The sequence below is a fragment of the Mumia sp. zg.B17 genome (genome assembly GCF_019550915.1).
In the GTDB taxonomy this organism is placed as follows: Bacteria; Actinomycetota; Actinomycetes; order Propionibacteriales; family Nocardioidaceae; genus Mumia.
The window spans coordinates 53,902-67,002 of the sequence record NZ_JAHWCI010000004.1 but is presented as its reverse complement, the minus strand read 5'-3'; the positions used below and the strand labels follow the sequence as shown (position 1 = coordinate 67,002).

Below are 13,101 nucleotides of genomic sequence, written 5' to 3'. Positions count from 1 at the left end.
CCATCGCACAGTCTGAGGGAGGTCGCTGGATGCCGGGTTCTCCATCCTGGGCATCATCGGAGGCCACGCGCCGGTCGATGAAAGCTAATCGCGGGCGCGACACCGCACCTGAGCTAGCCGTGAGACGGATCGTGCACGCCCGCGGCCTTCGGTACCGGGTCGACACGCGGCCCATAGCAGTCCTGAATCGGCGTGCCGACCTAGTTTTCCCCCGGGTCAAAGTGGCTGTGTTCATCGACGGATGCTTCTGGCACGGGTGTCCGGAGCACCACACCGTCGCGAAGGTGAACGCGAGCTACTGGGCAGAGAAGGTTGCGGACAACCGCCAGAGAGACCTCGACACCTCGGCCAGACTGCAGGAGGAGGGGTGGCTGGTGCTTCGCTTCTGGGAGCATCAGCTCCCGAGCGAGGTCGCAGACGCTATCGAACGCGCGGTGCGCCATCGACGTACTCCGGACGCGGTGATCGGAAGTTGCCCCGACTGACTCGAGCTTCGCGCCTGTCGCCGTCCCGCGGGGTGCACGCATGGTGGTGCGGTCTCGCGGCGCCCCGACCGCGACCGGCCGATGCCGTGAGTGCGCTCGAGCGGCAGTTGAATGCTTCGGTTGTCCGCCGTCCTCCGCCTCCTATGCCTGAGGGCTCGGTAGGTTGTATGCCTCAACCTGAATCTGTCTGGAGGTTCTGGCGTGGATCATCGGGCGCGTGTCGACGTCGTGTGGCCAAATCCGTCGGGTGAGTCGAGCCCACGCCATGTGTTGCTTCATGACGAACTCCGATACGCCCGCAGAGCCAACCAAATCGATGCCGAGCTTGACGGCTTCTTGAACTATCACTGGCTACTGAGTCCGGCGGCCCTCGGCCGACCGATGGTGATGCTCGAAGCGGGGATCAACTCGCCCGCCGAAGTGAAGGGCCCAGACGGTAGCCGCCGGGCGCTCATTGCTATTCGGTCCAGTCCGTGGAAGGCGGGCCACGAGACGAACCCATGGCATGACGAGTTCGACCTTGACCATGGACACGTCAGGTATTTCGGGGATCACAAGCCGGGAACCATCGGCTTACCGGGGGCGACGAAGGGCAACCGGCTATTGCTCGAAGCGGCGCGACTTCATGCGGGCACCAGCGGCGCCGAACGCCTGCTTGCGCCGCCGCTTCTGTTGTTTCGCAGCATCACCGTGCATCGAGCCGGACGCGCAGTGGTCAAGGGACATGTCGAGTTCTGTGGTGCCGCAATCATCGAACGCCTTGAGCACGTGGTGCAGCGCGATCCCGAGACGGGTCGGAGTTTTCCCAACTTGGCGCTCGACCTGGCTGTCGTGTCCGGTGGCGAGATAGATGGCGTTGACCTGCGGTGGATTGACGATCGACGCGACTCCGACCTCACGGCGGACCAGACGCTCCGGCACGCACCCGAATCGTGGACTCGTTGGGTAAAGCAGGGGCGTATCGCTGTGCCCGGCGTCCGTCGCCGTGTCCTTGCGAGCTCCGTGAAGTCCTCCAAGGATCAGCAACCTTCGCCGGGGAGCCCCGAGGACCAGGTCCTGCAGCAGGTCTACGCGTTCTTCGACGGCAGGAAGCACGCATTCGAGCTTCTTGCATCAAAGGTGGCAGCGGAGGTACTCCGTGAGTCTGGAGCTCGATACAGGGAGGGCTGGCTCTCGCGGTCATCAGGTGACGGGGGAGTCGACTTCATTGGACGTATCGACATGGGTTCGCCGGCCGCAAGCACACCAGTGGTCGCCCTAGGCCAGGCGAAGTGCATCCTGCCCAGATCGTCGATCTCGGCGGAGCAGGTCGCTCGGGTAGTTGCGCGATTGCGGCGGGGTTGGATCGGCGTTTACGTCACGACTGGCTCGTTCTCACGGTCAGCCCAGGTCGAGATCATCGACGACCAATACCCGGTTGTCTTGATCTCGGGAGGCACCCTCGCCACCACCATCCGTCGGATGGTGATGGCCAACTACGGGGGCGATCTCGCCGCCCTACTTGACTCCGTGATTGACGGCTACGGAACCGCGGTGACTCATCGGCGACCCGAGGAGGTCCTTTGGATGTAACCCACTGTGGTTCGGCACCAGCCGCCGCGGCGTAGCGCGGATGCCGGCGTTCTTGTGCCATAAGCGGCGCGTGATCGCGCACTGGCGCCAACTTCGTTGCCTTACCAGCGCTTAATCCAAGAGATTCCGAGGTGCTGCTCAGTGCCCTTACCTCGGAGGGCAGCCCTCACCCCCGCTTAGAACTGACAACATTCGAGCTCATCCCCGCGCTACGACAGCTCGACTCGAAACACGACGGACGACCAGCTGTCCTCGAATTGACGTCGACGCCGAGTCTCTAGGGAAGCCGAGAGCGCGTCGTCGACCTCTGCCGTGCCCCGATCAAGAGCCCGTTTGCCAAAGAGCCGCGAGAGTACGTCATACAGTGTGGCTTTCACCTCGGCGATTGGCCGGTCGTAGGCATCGAGGCCGAGCCAAGCGTCGTCACGCGCGCCGATGTCAGCCAGCGTGTCCTCAAGGGCGTGGGCCTCGAACTCGATGGTCTTGAGCAGCCCGGTGGGCGTCAGGCTGAACGTGAGGTCGACGCATGCGCCCTCCATCGACTCGGACTGCTCGTCGTGCGCCTGGGGCAGGTACGGAAAGTCCTCGGCGATGTCGACGAAGGCCGCGCAGTAGAGCGCGATGTCGCCGCCGCCTTGCGCCTCGAGGAAGCCGGCGCGGACCAGGAGCGGATCGAGCGCGTCGATGAGAGGGCGGATGGGGTCGTCGGAGATTGCTCAAGAATGGCGGCGAGAATCGGCGCTGTCACTCCAGTTTGGCCGCAATTTTGATCGTCACGGGTGACGTTCTAGCGATACAGAGGGCGCGAAACCCAGAGCGAAGGATCCCGCATCCGTTGGTCACGGTCCGGCCCGAGCCGCCCCCCGCTACGATCGCGACCGTAAGTCCGTTACGGCCCGACAGGCGCGTCCTTGACAAGCCTCCACCCGTGCGGGAAGTCGTCGTGTCTTCCTGGGGTGGGTCGTGCCGCTATATCGCGGGTCTGTCGCACGTTTGCGTGCTCAGATCGAGGATGGATCTCTGGTGCCTGTGCTCTCCGAGCAGTTCCGGCATCGCCTCGGACGTTCAGTGGCGCCAGCCGAAGTGCGCTCGTGGGAGCGAAGTCTCCAAGTGCTGTCCGCAGACCTCGTCGAGGCACGTCTGGAGAAGGTTGAGGCGCTGGTCGAGTATCAGCTCCCGCTGACGAGCAAGCGAGCTGACGTCATCCTCTGCGGCACCCATCCGCGCACGGGGGAGTCGTCGTATGTCGTCATCGAGCTCAAACAGTGGTCGCGGGCGCATCTACTCGAGGACTCGGACACGATCGTTCAGCTCGATGGCGCAGGGGAGCGGCTGCACCCGGTCGAGCAGGTTCGGCGCTACTGCACCTACATCTCCGACTTCGTTGCTTCCGTAGGCGGTGACGTTGACCATCTTTCTGGCGCGGCGTACCTGCACAACGCGACCGATCTCGACGTCTCCGACCTGTGGGAGCTCCGCGAAGATGAGCAGGGGCGCCTCTTCACCGGACAGCGGCGCGGGGAGTTCCTCGAGTTCCTCCAGACGAAGCTCAGCGACGCCCCGGGGGTGAGCGTCGCTGACGACCTCCTCTCCTCTGCCATCCGGCCGAGCAAGCAGCTGATGGCGCTCGCAGCCGATGAGGTACAGCGACGCGAGCAGTTCGTCCTCCTCGACGAGCAGCAGGTCGCGTACTCGCTCGTCATCCGCGCGGTCGAGCGTGCGCACCGACTGAACGCCAAGGAGGTGCTCGTCATCTCGGGCGGCCCCGGATCAGGCAAGAGCGTGATCGCGTTGTCTGTTCTCGGCGAACTCTCGCGCCGCGGGATGACCGCGCTGCACGCCACGGGCTCGTCGGCCTTCACACAGACGTTGCGTCGTGTCGCTGGGGCCCGCGCGCCGCGGGTGAGGTCGCTCTTCAAGTACTTCAACCAGTTCATCACCGCTCAGCCGAACGGCATCGACGTTCTCATCTGCGACGAGGCCCACCGCCTGCGTGAGACATCCGCGAACCGCTACACGAAGGCGACAGAACGGACAGGAAAGCTGCAGGTCACCGAGCTGATCGATGCCGCGCGAGTGCCCGTGTTCCTCCTCGATGAGCACCAGGTGGTCCGGCCAGGTGAGATCGGCACCGTCGACGACATTCGCGATGCGGCGCGAGCTCAAGGTCTCGAAACCCGCGTGATCTCGCTCGACGGCCAGTTCCGTTGTGGCGGCAGCCGTGCGTACGAGCAGTGGGTGCTCCGCCTGCTCGGGCTCGAGTCGGGCGGACCCACCGCGTGGGAAGGTGACGAAACAACATTCGATCTCCGCCTCGCCGACGCCCCCAGCCCGATGGAAGACCATCTTCGGGAAATGCTCGGGGAGGGCTATGGAGCTCGGATAGCAGCAGGCTACTGCTGGGAGTGGAGCGACCCGATCAAGGGCGGCGGGCTCGTTCCCGACGTCAAGATCGGAGACTGGCACCGGCCATGGAACAACCGGAAGCCCACCTCCCATGGCGGCGCGCCTGGCACCCCGTTCTGGGCGACCGACCCGGCGGGCTTCGAGCAGGTCGGGTGCATCTACACCGCGCAGGGATTCGAGTACGACTATTCGGGCGTCATCCTCGGGCCCGACCTTGTATGGCGCGGTGATCACTGGGTTGCTCAACCGGACCGGAGTCGCGACACCGCCGTCAAACGAGGTTCGTACGAGGAGTTCGACCGTGCCGTCCGCAACGCGTACAAGGTGCTCCTCACGCGGGGGATGCGCGGGACCATCGTCTACTCCACCGATCCGGAGACGCAGGCTCTGCTGGAGTCGTTGATCCCTGAGCGGGCGTGAAAGGCTGGCCGGCATGTCCGACCTGTTGTCACTGCGCGACGTGATGCGCGCGTTCACTGCGGAGCGCGACTGGGAGAGGTTTCACGACCCGAAGTCGCTGCTCCTGGCACTCGTCGGCGAGGTTGGTGAGCTCGCTGAGCTGTTCCAGTGGCTGCCCGCCGTCGAGGCGCGGGACGCTGCCGTCGGTGAGCCGCTCCACACGCGGGTAGGTGAGGAGATGGCTGACGTGCTGCTCTATCTGGTCCGACTGGCCGATGTGGTGGAGATCGACCTTGGGGAGGCGGCGGCGCGCAAGATGCAGCTGAACGCGGAGAAGCACCGGGCGTAAGCAGCCCGTCGCGGGTCTCCAGTGACCCCTGAGGGAACACGACAACGAGTGAGCTTCTTGCCCTCGGCCGCCCATGTGAAGTGTCAGGATGTCGCCTTCGTTGGATACGCTCGGCTCGGGGGAAACGCGTGTGACACTACTACCGCGCTGTCAGACGAATCGCAGGAGGCGCAATGGCTCTCACTCTGGACCACGACGCCATTGCGGTGCTTTGTCGACGCCACCGCGTTACCCGGCTGACGGTCTTCGGTTCCGCCACGACGGCCGACTTCGATCCTCGACGAAGTGACGTGGACTTTCTGGCGGAGTTCACCAGTGACGCCGGACTGAGCGACTATTTCGGGCTGAAGGCAGATCTCGAGGAGCTGCTGGGAAGACCTGTTGATCTCGTTTCTCCTCGCGCGCTCGAGAATCCGTTCTTCGCCGCGACCGCGCGCGAGACTGCCGAGGACGTCTATGCAGCCTAAGACGCCGGCGTTGCTGTGGGATGCCTGGCGTGCTGCGACGCGCATCCGCGAGTTCTGCGCGAACAAGTCCTGGAGTGACTACGCGGACGATGCTCTGCTGCGGTCCGCTGTTGAGCGGCAGTTCGAGATTATCGGTGAGGCGCTGGGACGGGTTCGCAAAGAAGACTCCGAGGTCGCGGCCGAGATCCCGTACATCGGGCAGATCATCGGTTTCAGGAACCTGCTCATTCATGGCTACGCGGTCGTTGACGATCGCCAGGTATGGGCAAACGTCACGACCGATATCGACCCGCTCATCGAGGTCTTGTCGCGACTCATGCCGGAACTGCCGTCATAGGAAGGCGCGCCACTCCGAACGTCGCTCAGGTGGCAAGCGCCGCATTGGTCTCCTGGTCTCCCCCGCCCACGCCCACCGCACGCGCGCGGTGGCGGCGGACGGCGGCGCGGTTGGCACAGCGGACGGAGCAGTAGCGCTGGCGGCCGTTGCGGGTGACGTCGACGACGACGTTGGTGCAGGGGTCGTCGGGTGCGGTGCCGGCTTCGCAGCGGCGCAGCCGGTGCATGCCGCGGGTGGTCAGGTGCAGCGCGGTGCCGACGCTGATGACGGCGCGGAGCACGTGGGGGAGGGCGTCGTTGTCGTCGCGGTAGTGAAGGTGCCAGCCTTCGTCGTCGTGATCGGTGAGGCGCGGGTACGCAGCGGCGACCGCCATCTGCGCATTCAGCAGCCGCGCGCGCTCGGTCGGCTCGGTGGCGTCGACGATCGCCAGCCAGTCGTCGATGACGCGGCGGGCCCCCGCATGATCGTCGGGGCCTACGGGGAAGGTCATCGTCATACCCAGCTCGCGGGCCCGAGCGGCGATGCCGTCGCGGTCCTCGGGCCAGTCGTTGGCGAGTGAGGCGGCCAGCAGCACCGCGTACTCGCCGTAAGGGTTGAGATGCATAAGACCATTACACCACTGTTGCGTCTATGAGCACATGCCACCGCACAGACACCACGGCACAGCTGCCGGTCAGCACCCACGAGCACGCCTGGCTGACGGAGTCCCACCACGCCACCTCCGACGGGATGGTTCGCTACGTCCGGTGCCCGGAGTGCGGCGCGCGGCGGGTCGATCTCCAGCGCCACCCGGACGCGCCGCCGGCCGGGACGAGCCGCGTGGTCGACGCGCGCCACCGATGACTTTTGCAACCCCACGCCGTCTTCTCACCACCTGAAGAACCGACGAAGTGGAGCCCTGGGATGGCGCGTTATCTGATCTCGTTCGCCGACGGCACGATGAACCTCTCGCCAGACGAGCTCGCGCAAGCCGCCATCGACTCGCACGCCGTGGTCGACGAGGCAAAGCAGGCGGGGGTGTGGGTCTTCGGCGGCGGCATCGACAGCGGTGAAGTCTCGGGGGTGACCGTCTCCACCGACGGTCGGGCCGTCCCGATCACCGAGCCCGCACGCCGACCGCCCGTCGGAGGGTTCTCCATCGTGGACGTCGCCTCGTACGAGGAGGCGTGCGGGTGGGCCGCCAAGATCGCCGCTGGGTGTCGCTGCGAGCAGGAGGTATGGGAGCTCATGCCGGACGACGCGATGTAACCGCCGCGTCGCGGGGTGCGTGTCATCCCTCAGGCAGAGTCGTCCATCACGCTTCCGAGGCGACTCACAGCAGTCGAGACAAGACCCGCGAACTGCTGTGGGTCGGAGGGGCCAAGATCGATCAGCGAGACGTACGCGAGGTTGTTGCCCATCCGTACGAACGCCCATCGAAACGTGATCGGGAACCGAACGTCGCGATATATTGCTTTCCCGCGGACGAGGACGTTCAGCTGCTGATCAACGCCGTCAATGGTCATGTCTGTATTCGTCGTCACCTTCCCCTTCAGCGTCACCCCCTCCTCGGAGATCGCGAGCTTCCGGCACTCCGCGAAGGCGTTGGCCATCTGGTCGAGCATCTTCTCGGCGACATCAGGGGTCGACAGCGACGTCACACTGTTGTCGATCTCGCTCGAGCTGATGTCACCGGCCTTCTCGAAGGCGACCTCGACCTCCGGAGCGTCTCCCTCCGGCTCTTCGATCGTGTCGAGTTTCTTGAGGCAGCCGATGTCGCTGGGATCTGAGCCTTCTGAGTCTTCGGACCCATCCGACGTGTCCGCTCTGGTCTTGCGATATCTCGCGCCGACATCCGCGCGAGTCAGGAGCGCGGTCTTGAGCTGTGCCTTCGTCAGGGCCGCAACCTTCTCCTCGGGCTCCCCGCTCTGGCTCGGGTCGCTCGCGTTGGGGTCGCCCTGAGTTTGACCGCTTGGTTTCGCGTCGCTCGTGTTCTGGTCACTGCCGTCACACGCGGCGACCAGGCACAGCGCGGCGCAGACCATGGCGAGAAGCCACGGCGATCGCGTGCGGTTCGATGAGCGGTGCATGGCAGGCAGCGTCGCACGACAGAGGGTCTCGACCGACAATCCAGATCACCCTCGCGCCCCTCAGGTGACCCCGCGCGCTGCTAGACATGTGCCGTCCCCGGTGCTGATGGCCTCGTCCGCGAAGGAGACGCGATGCTCGACGAACCGCGCACTGACCCTTCGGCCGATCCACGGAGTACGGCCATGATCGTTCGAGGGGTCATCGCCGCACTCGTGCTCCTCATCACCGTGTTCGTCGCTCGCAGCGTCATCAACGCGACCCAGTTCTCGCCGACGGGACCCGTCGAGGACTACATGGCGGCGCTCGGTCGTGGTGACGCCGAGGCCGCGCTCGCGATCGCGGAGTCGGAGCTGCCCTTCTCGGAGCAGGCCCTGCTGAGCAACGAGGTGTACGAGAAGGTCGAGGGACGTCCGGACGACGTCGAGGTCCGGACTGTTCGGCGCGACGGTGACGCGGCCGTGGTCGAGGCGTCCTGGGAGCTCGACGGAAGCACCGTCGAGCAGGAGTTCAGCGTCGTCCGCGACGGCAGCAGCTATGGGATCTTCGACCGGTGGAAGCTGAGCCCGCCCGAGGTCCCCGTCGTCGACCTCACGAACTCGATGGACGGAGGCACGCCTGCTGTCGTGGTGAACGGCGTCGAGATGAAAATGCCCGACCCTGACTCGCCGCGGTTCGCCGCGCTCCCCGGGATGTGGGAGGTGACCCTGCCCGACCGAGCACCGTTGGTCACTGCGCCGACGATCAGGGCGCCTGTCGGGGGCGTCGCGCAGGAAGGACTGCCGGTCTACGTCACCGACACGCTGGAGTACACGATGACGCCCGCCGCACTCGAGGCGGCAGAGGGCCTTGCCCGGGCCGAGCTCGACACGTGTCTTGCCAGCCGGAAGCCCGATCCGCCGGGCTGCCCGTTCCGAGACGTGAACGCCCAGGTCGCTGGTGCGCCCCGGGTGACCTGGACCTTGACCACAACGCCGACGATCACCGCCACGGCGTACGACTCGACCACGATCCGTGTGGCGGTGGCGGACGGCATGGCAACGACCAGAGGTGGGGAGGCACAGCCCGATGCGGGCGCGGCGGGCATCGACTACACCGTCGAGTACACGATGAAGGACGGCCGCCTGGTCAAGACCGAAAACTTCGGGGCTTCCTGAGCGCCATCGAAGGCCACCAGCGCTAGTGTCCCGTCATGAGCGCCGCAGCGAAGAAGCATCCCAAGCTCGACAAGAAGGTGTACGAGGCCGAGCTCGCCCGGCTGCAGATCGAGCTGGTGAAGCTCCAGGAGTGGGTGCGCCACAGCGGGGCGCGCATCGTCATCCTCTTCGAGGGCCGCGACGCCGCCGGCAAGGGCGGCACGATCAAGCGCGTCGCCGAAAACCTCAACCCGCGCGTCGCGCGCATCGCCGCGCTCCCCGCACCGACCGAGCGCGAGAGGACGCAGTGGTACTTCCAGCGCTACGTCCCGCACCTGCCCGCAGCGGGGGAGATGGTGTTGTTCGACCGCTCTTGGTACAACCGCGCAGGAGTCGAGCACGTGATGGGCTACTGCACCGAGGAGCAGTACGCGCTGTTCATGCGGCAGGCGCCGACGTTCGAGCAGATGCTGATCGATGACGGGATCCTGCTGCGCAAGTACTGGTTCTCGGTGTCGGACGAGGAGCAGCTCAAGCGGTTCCAGTCCCGGGCCGCCGATCCGATCCGACGGTGGAAGCTGAGTCCGACCGACATCGAGTCGATCAACCGGTGGGAGGACTACTCGCGGGCCAAGGACGAGATGATGGCCTACACCGACACGGTGACGAGCCCGTGGTTCGTGATCGAGTCCGACAGCAAGAAGCGCGCACGGCTCAACATGATCGCCCACTTCCTGTCCACCATCCCGTACACCGACGTCGAGCCTCCCGGCATCGAGATCCCCGACCGGCCGGCCGCCACCAGCTCGTACGAGCGACCGCCGCGGGAGCGGGCGACGTACGTGCCGGACCACGTCGCTGACGTGCTCGAGAGCTGACCCTCGCCGTCCCCCGCAGAGGGGTGCGCGTGTCGGTGGCGCGTTCTACGCTCGTCGGCCATGGGGATCGAGGTGCGACCGGCCACGTCGTTCGAGGACGTGGCGACGATGGTGGGGCCGAAGCGCCCTGACGCCAACGTGTGCTGGTGCCTGAGCTACCGGCTCACGACGTCGAAGGAGAACCAGTCGCTCGCCGGCCCCGCCCGGGGTGAGCGGATGCGCGATCTGGTGAAGGAGGACCCGCCGCCGGGTGTCCTGGCGTACGACGGGGACGAGGTCGTCGGGTGGGCGGGCGTGCATCCGCGTGCCGACACGAGCTTCGCGGGCAACCGCAGGATCCCACACGTCGACGACCTCGACGTGTGGTCGCTGTGGTGCGTGCGGGTGCGGCCGGGGCACCGTGGCCAGGGCATCGTGCGCCCGTTGATCGAGGGCGCCGTCGACTTCGCCCGCGACCACGGCGCGCCGGCGGTCGAGGCCTATCCGGTCGACAACGGCGGCGCGAAGGTCGACCTCACGATGGCGTACGTCGGCACGCTGGCGATGTTCGAGGGAGCAGGGTTCACGAAGGCAGCCGACACGGACTCGGTCCTCAACGGCTTCCCCCGCGTCCTCGTACGCCGCGACCTGCGCTCCTCATGATGCTCAGCGCGATTGCTGCGACGGTGCGCGCGCCGCGAGATACACGGGCCGCACGCGCCTCCTCGCCACCGCCCCGAGCACCGCGAACGCGGCGAGCAGCAACACCAGCGGCAGGTTCCGACCGATGCCGAGCCACCCTGACCCCACGGAGTACGCCGCCCAGGCGTTGACAGCGACGAACCCTCCGAGGCCGACGCGCCCCACCGCCCAGCCCCGAGCGGTCCTCGTGCCGACTGGCAGGACGAGCACGATGCCCAAGCACGCCGCGCCAGCCGCGCTCAGTGCGGCAGTGAACCATCCCGCGTGCCAGAGTCCGAGTTCGATGATCAGCCAGCCGAAGTAGACGGTCCACGCCATGGCGACGAGCCCTTCGATGAACGCCACCCCGCTCAACAGGTAGAGGAGGCGTCGCGTGGTGCGGTCCAGGTACATGGCCGTCATCGTCGCACCCGAAAGGTTCCCTCCTCAGCGACTGGCGCGCCGCGCCTTGAGGACACCGTCGATGACGTCCCACGCGGTGACGACGAGCACGCCGACGAGGATCCCCTGTGTCACCTGGTCGAGTGTCGAGGTATCCCACCCGAGACGATCGACCAGCTCGGGGTTGAGGAAGTCGCCGCTCTTCAGGACGGGCACCGTCACCGCAGCGAAGGCCACGCCGAACGCCGCGTTGATGCCGGCCGCCGTCCACGTCCATCCCTTGATGTGCACCCAGAGGGTGAACACGATCTCGAGCGCGATCAGGCCGAGCACGATCGGGATCCACGACCCCCACAGAGCCGGGTCGAGTGCCGGGATGCTCTCGCCGTCGAGACGGATGGGCGAGTTGGTCTGCTGCCCGATCAGCAGAAACGCCATGACGGCCAGGAACACGAGGCTCGCGATCGTCTCCGCGTACGGCCGGCCGGAACGGGTCGCGGCCGCGGCCGGCAGCTTGTCCACGGTCCAGCGCTCTGTCACCTCGCTCTCACCGACGCCTGACCATTCCACGAGGGCGAAGACAGCCGTGACCCAGAACGCGACTTGGATGGCGGCGCTGATCATGACGCCGACCGCGCCGACCAGCGTCGTGACGATGTTGTCGTCGGACGTGACGCCGCTGATGATGTGCACCGTACCGACGATCGGGAGGACGATCACGAGCACCAGCACGAGGAGGCGCAGCCATGGCATGAAGAACCGCGGACCGATCAGACGCGGCTCGCGACCGGTGTACTCCACCGCGACGAGCAACGGATCGCCCATCTCCTCCAGCACCTCGCGCTCGGCGTCGGTGGAGTCGCCGCGCGCCGCGACCGTGTCGGTGATGCGCTCGCGCAGCTCCGCCTCGACCTCGCGCCGGGTCTGCCCGGGCAGCCACCGGGTGGCGGCGCGGACGTAGCTGTCGGTCAGGGCGGTGGTCATGGGGTGCCTCCGGTCGTGAAGCGCGAGAGCGCGGTGTCGATGTCGTGCCAGGCGGTGACGAGGATGTCGGCGAGCCGGTCGCCGTCGTCACTGGTGCGGTAGAACTTCCGGGGCCTGGCTTCTTCGGTGTTCCACTCGCTGGTGAGCAGGCCCTGCTTCTCCAGGCGGCGCAGCAGCGGATAGAGGGTGTTGCCGTCGACCGCGATGCCCGCCTCGCTGAGCGACTCGAGCAGGCCGTAGCCGTAGCCGGGTTGTCGCAGGGAGAGCAGGCTCGCGAGCACGACCGTGCCGCGGCGCAGCTCCTGCAGGTGCTGTTGGATCAGTTCGTCGTCCACGCGTTGCACTATACAGTACGACACACACTATGCGCACGTCACACGTCACTGTCCGACGCTCGCGGGCCCCTCTGATGCCCTCTGGCTCAGAGCGTGATCCAGTCGCGCCGCTTCACGCCGACGTGATTCTCGAAGACACCGCCCTGGCTCTCGATGGTGTGCGCCGAGGCGGTGTTCGACTCGTCGCAGGTCACGAGTATGCGATCGAGCTGACGCTCGCGGGCCCGGTCGAGGACGAGCCCGAGGGCGCGCGACGCATGACCCTGCCGGCGGCGGCTCGGTCGTACGGAGTAGCCGATGTGGCCGCCCTCCGTACGGAGGAAGTCGGTCGCGAGCGAGTGACGCAGCGCCATGAAGCCGATCACGGTGTCGGCGGGATCGGTGATCCAGTAGGCGTCGCAGTGGACCAGGCCTTCGGGCAACCTCCGGCTGGCGTCGGCCTCGGCGGCGGCGATCTCCAGGAGGGCATCGAAGCTCGCACGGTCAGGGCCGAACCCGTCGACCTTCCATGAGCCGGAGCCATCCAGCCCGTCCCCGTCGAACTCGGTGACGCACTCGGCCCAGGAGTCGTACAGCGCGGGGGAGGGGATGGTCAGTGTCGTCGCCACCGGGGCATTGAAGCAG

18 protein-coding genes and 1 pseudogene are annotated in these 13,101 nt (G+C 66.5%); 12 read left to right on the top strand and 7 right to left on the bottom strand.

Translation table 11 applies throughout. The annotated features are described in order from the left end of the window. Positions 1 to 29 precede the first annotated feature (29 nt). The 3 genes and pseudogenes from KV097_RS05395 (at position 30) to KV097_RS19690 (ending at position 2,057) form a co-directional block, all read left to right on the top strand. Positions 30 to 485 (top strand): very short patch repair endonuclease, encoded by a 456-nt coding sequence (locus KV097_RS05395; RefSeq protein WP_220365294.1) that lies wholly within the window; start codon positions 30 to 32, stop codon positions 483 to 485. Between the two features lie 381 nt (positions 486 to 866). After that, positions 867 to 1,382 (top strand): annotated as a pseudogene (locus KV097_RS19695) (restriction endonuclease); the annotation flags it as partial. Between the two features lie 105 nt (positions 1,383 to 1,487). Beyond that, positions 1,488 to 2,057 (top strand): restriction endonuclease, encoded by a 570-nt coding sequence (locus KV097_RS19690; RefSeq protein WP_308289352.1) that lies wholly within the window; start codon positions 1,488 to 1,490, stop codon positions 2,055 to 2,057. 209 nt (positions 2,058 to 2,266) lie between these two features. Here KV097_RS19690 and KV097_RS05385 read toward each other — a convergent pair whose 3' ends face one another. Further along, positions 2,267 to 2,596, bottom strand: a complete 330-nt coding sequence (locus KV097_RS05385) for a hypothetical protein (RefSeq protein ID WP_220365293.1) — start codon at positions 2,594 to 2,596, stop codon at positions 2,267 to 2,269. Between the two features lie 571 nt (positions 2,597 to 3,167). On the opposite strand from KV097_RS05385, the gene KV097_RS05380 reads away from it, so the two are divergent. The 4 genes from KV097_RS05380 to KV097_RS05365 all read left to right on the top strand — a co-directional run bounded on the left by KV097_RS05380 (position 3,168) and on the right by KV097_RS05365 (position 6,015). Next, positions 3,168 to 4,883 carry a DUF2075 domain-containing protein gene (locus tag KV097_RS05380; protein WP_308289350.1) on the top strand — a complete coding sequence of 572 codons (1,716 nt, stop codon included), beginning with the start codon at positions 3,168 to 3,170 and terminating at the stop codon, positions 4,881 to 4,883. A 13-nt stretch (positions 4,884 to 4,896) separates the two neighbouring features. Then, positions 4,897 to 5,211, top strand: coding sequence for a nucleotide pyrophosphohydrolase (locus KV097_RS05375; protein ID WP_255559233.1), 315 nt, complete (start codon positions 4,897 to 4,899; stop codon positions 5,209 to 5,211). Positions 5,212 to 5,384: 173 nt separating this feature from the next. After that, positions 5,385 to 5,678 carry a nucleotidyltransferase family protein gene (locus KV097_RS05370; RefSeq protein WP_220365291.1) on the top strand — a complete coding sequence of 98 codons (294 nt, stop codon included), beginning with the start codon at positions 5,385 to 5,387 and terminating at the stop codon, positions 5,676 to 5,678. Continuing rightward, complete coding sequence (locus KV097_RS05365; protein WP_220365290.1) at positions 5,668 to 6,015, top strand: DUF86 domain-containing protein; 348 nt, start codon at positions 5,668 to 5,670, stop codon at positions 6,013 to 6,015. Before KV097_RS05370 ends, KV097_RS05365 begins: the two co-directional genes overlap by 11 nt. Positions 6,016 to 6,040: 25 nt before the next feature. Here the strand turns inward: KV097_RS05365 and KV097_RS05360 are convergent, their stop codons facing one another. Next, on the bottom strand, positions 6,041 to 6,619 hold the full coding sequence (locus KV097_RS05360; protein ID WP_220365289.1) for a CGNR zinc finger domain-containing protein: 579 nt from the start codon (positions 6,617 to 6,619) through the stop codon (positions 6,041 to 6,043). 26 nt (positions 6,620 to 6,645) lie between these two features. On the opposite strand from KV097_RS05360, the gene KV097_RS05355 reads away from it, so the two are divergent. Together KV097_RS05355 and KV097_RS05350 are read left to right on the top strand one after the other, a co-directional pair. Beyond that, the gene (locus KV097_RS05355) at positions 6,646 to 6,858 is read left to right on the top strand and encodes a hypothetical protein (RefSeq protein WP_220365288.1); all 213 of its coding nucleotides are present in this window, start codon (positions 6,646 to 6,648) and stop codon (positions 6,856 to 6,858) included. A gap of 60 nt (positions 6,859 to 6,918) precedes the next feature. Further along, the gene (locus KV097_RS05350; protein WP_220344937.1) at positions 6,919 to 7,263 is read left to right on the top strand and encodes a YciI family protein; all 345 of its coding nucleotides are present in this window, start codon (positions 6,919 to 6,921) and stop codon (positions 7,261 to 7,263) included. A gap of 29 nt (positions 7,264 to 7,292) precedes the next feature. On the opposite strand, the gene KV097_RS05345 is transcribed toward KV097_RS05350, so the two are convergent. Continuing rightward, positions 7,293 to 8,039, bottom strand: a complete 747-nt coding sequence (locus KV097_RS05345) for a hypothetical protein (protein ID WP_220365287.1) — start codon at positions 8,037 to 8,039, stop codon at positions 7,293 to 7,295. A gap of 228 nt (positions 8,040 to 8,267) precedes the next feature. Between KV097_RS05345 and KV097_RS05340 the strand changes: the two genes are divergently transcribed. The 3 genes from KV097_RS05340 to KV097_RS05330 are packed head-to-tail and all read left to right on the top strand — an operon-like array spanning position 8,268 to position 10,738. Then, positions 8,268 to 9,239 (top strand): hypothetical protein, encoded by a 972-nt coding sequence (locus KV097_RS05340; RefSeq protein WP_220365286.1) that lies wholly within the window; start codon positions 8,268 to 8,270, stop codon positions 9,237 to 9,239. 35 nt (positions 9,240 to 9,274) lie between these two features. Then, on the top strand, positions 9,275 to 10,096 hold the full coding sequence (gene ppk2, locus KV097_RS05335) for a polyphosphate kinase 2 (protein ID WP_220341452.1): 822 nt from the start codon (positions 9,275 to 9,277) through the stop codon (positions 10,094 to 10,096). A 60-nt stretch (positions 10,097 to 10,156) separates the two neighbouring features. Next, positions 10,157 to 10,738, top strand: coding sequence for a GNAT family N-acetyltransferase (locus tag KV097_RS05330; protein ID WP_220365285.1), 582 nt, complete (start codon positions 10,157 to 10,159; stop codon positions 10,736 to 10,738). A 3-nt stretch (positions 10,739 to 10,741) separates the two neighbouring features. Here the strand turns inward: KV097_RS05330 and KV097_RS05325 are convergent, their stop codons facing one another. The 4 genes from KV097_RS05325 to KV097_RS19685 form a co-directional block, all read right to left on the bottom strand. Continuing rightward, positions 10,742 to 11,179 (bottom strand): hypothetical protein, encoded by a 438-nt coding sequence (locus tag KV097_RS05325; RefSeq protein WP_220365284.1) that lies wholly within the window; start codon positions 11,177 to 11,179, stop codon positions 10,742 to 10,744. Between the two features lie 24 nt (positions 11,180 to 11,203). After that, complete coding sequence (locus KV097_RS05320; protein ID WP_220365283.1) at positions 11,204 to 12,142, bottom strand: hypothetical protein; 939 nt, start codon at positions 12,140 to 12,142, stop codon at positions 11,204 to 11,206. Continuing rightward, the gene (locus tag KV097_RS05315; RefSeq protein ID WP_220341456.1) at positions 12,139 to 12,477 is read right to left on the bottom strand and encodes a PadR family transcriptional regulator; all 339 of its coding nucleotides are present in this window, start codon (positions 12,475 to 12,477) and stop codon (positions 12,139 to 12,141) included. Before KV097_RS05315 ends, KV097_RS05320 begins: the two co-directional genes overlap by 4 nt. A gap of 86 nt (positions 12,478 to 12,563) precedes the next feature. Further along, entirely contained in the window at positions 12,564 to 13,085 is a 522-nt protein-coding gene (locus KV097_RS19685; RefSeq protein WP_220365281.1) for a GNAT family N-acetyltransferase, read from the bottom strand. Positions 13,086 to 13,101: the final 16 nt, after the last annotated feature.

Bases quoted from the DNA above. Each gene is read 5' to 3' on its own strand.
- KV097_RS05385 (WP_220365293.1), bottom strand. From the start codon at position 2,596: ATGGAGGGCGCATGCGTCGACCTCACGTTCAGCCTGACGCCCACCGGG.
- KV097_RS05370 (WP_220365291.1), top strand. From the start codon at position 5,385: ATGGCTCTCACTCTGGACCACGACGCCATTGCGGTGCTTTGTCGACGC.
- KV097_RS05340 (WP_220365286.1), top strand. From the start codon at position 8,268: ATGATCGTTCGAGGGGTCATCGCCGCACTCGTGCTCCTCATCACCGTG.
- KV097_RS05345 (WP_220365287.1), bottom strand. From the start codon at position 8,039: ATGGTCTGCGCCGCGCTGTGCCTGGTCGCCGCGTGTGACGGCAGTGAC.
- KV097_RS05355 (WP_220365288.1), top strand. From the start codon at position 6,646: ATGAGCACATGCCACCGCACAGACACCACGGCACAGCTGCCGGTCAGC.
- KV097_RS05325 (WP_220365284.1), bottom strand. From the start codon at position 11,179: ATGACGGCCATGTACCTGGACCGCACCACGCGACGCCTCCTCTACCTG.
- KV097_RS05365 (WP_220365290.1), top strand. From the start codon at position 5,668: ATGCAGCCTAAGACGCCGGCGTTGCTGTGGGATGCCTGGCGTGCTGCG.
- KV097_RS05395 (WP_220365294.1), top strand. From the start codon at position 30: ATGCCGGGTTCTCCATCCTGGGCATCATCGGAGGCCACGCGCCGGTCG.
- KV097_RS05360 (WP_220365289.1), bottom strand. From the start codon at position 6,619: ATGCATCTCAACCCTTACGGCGAGTACGCGGTGCTGCTGGCCGCCTCA.
- KV097_RS05375 (WP_255559233.1), top strand. From the start codon at position 4,897: ATGTCCGACCTGTTGTCACTGCGCGACGTGATGCGCGCGTTCACTGCG.
- ppk2 (WP_220341452.1), top strand. From the start codon at position 9,275: ATGAGCGCCGCAGCGAAGAAGCATCCCAAGCTCGACAAGAAGGTGTAC.
- KV097_RS05330 (WP_220365285.1), top strand. From the start codon at position 10,157: ATGGGGATCGAGGTGCGACCGGCCACGTCGTTCGAGGACGTGGCGACG.
- KV097_RS05350 (WP_220344937.1), top strand. From the start codon at position 6,919: ATGGCGCGTTATCTGATCTCGTTCGCCGACGGCACGATGAACCTCTCG.
- KV097_RS05320 (WP_220365283.1), bottom strand. From the start codon at position 12,142: ATGACCACCGCCCTGACCGACAGCTACGTCCGCGCCGCCACCCGGTGG.